Consider the following 461-nt stretch of genomic DNA (forward strand, 5'->3'; position numbering starts at 1 on the left):
ACGTTTAAGATTTCAGATACGCTCAAGCAGATTAGAAATGCCTATTTTGGATTGTATAGTCCCGAGGGAAAATATGTATATAAACAAGAATTTATATTAGAACCGGGGGAACTTGAGCTTGACCTAAAAAAAGGTGACAAAAAATCGACCATTTCCGGTGGAAAATACAATGACCTAATCTATACCCCTTTAAAATCTGATGAAGCGTATGCAAATAGAAAAAAAGCACTTTCCGATTTCAGTAACACCCTTACTCAGGAAAGCTTTCAGATAGATAGTGTAAGAGAGCGCTACAGCGAATTCTCTAAGGCCGTTAAAGATTTTGAACTGAATTATTACCAACGTATTTTCAATAGCCCCAAGGATACACTGGCACAACTTTTGGTATTCCATAAACTGGGATATAAAGATGCCATTGAGCCTAGATTGGATGCCTTCGAAAACCAGTTTGGGAAGGATCA

1 protein-coding gene is annotated in these 461 nt (G+C 37.5%); it reads left to right on the forward strand.

The window, feature by feature from the left end:
• A partial coding sequence (locus EM932_RS21020; RefSeq protein WP_170179865.1) for a hypothetical protein occupies positions 1-461 on the forward strand: 461 nt, incomplete at both ends.

Origin of the sequence: Flavivirga rizhaonensis, from assembly GCF_004791695.1 — a bacterium.
GTDB lineage: Bacteria > Bacteroidota > Bacteroidia > Flavobacteriales > Flavobacteriaceae > Flavivirga > Flavivirga rizhaonensis.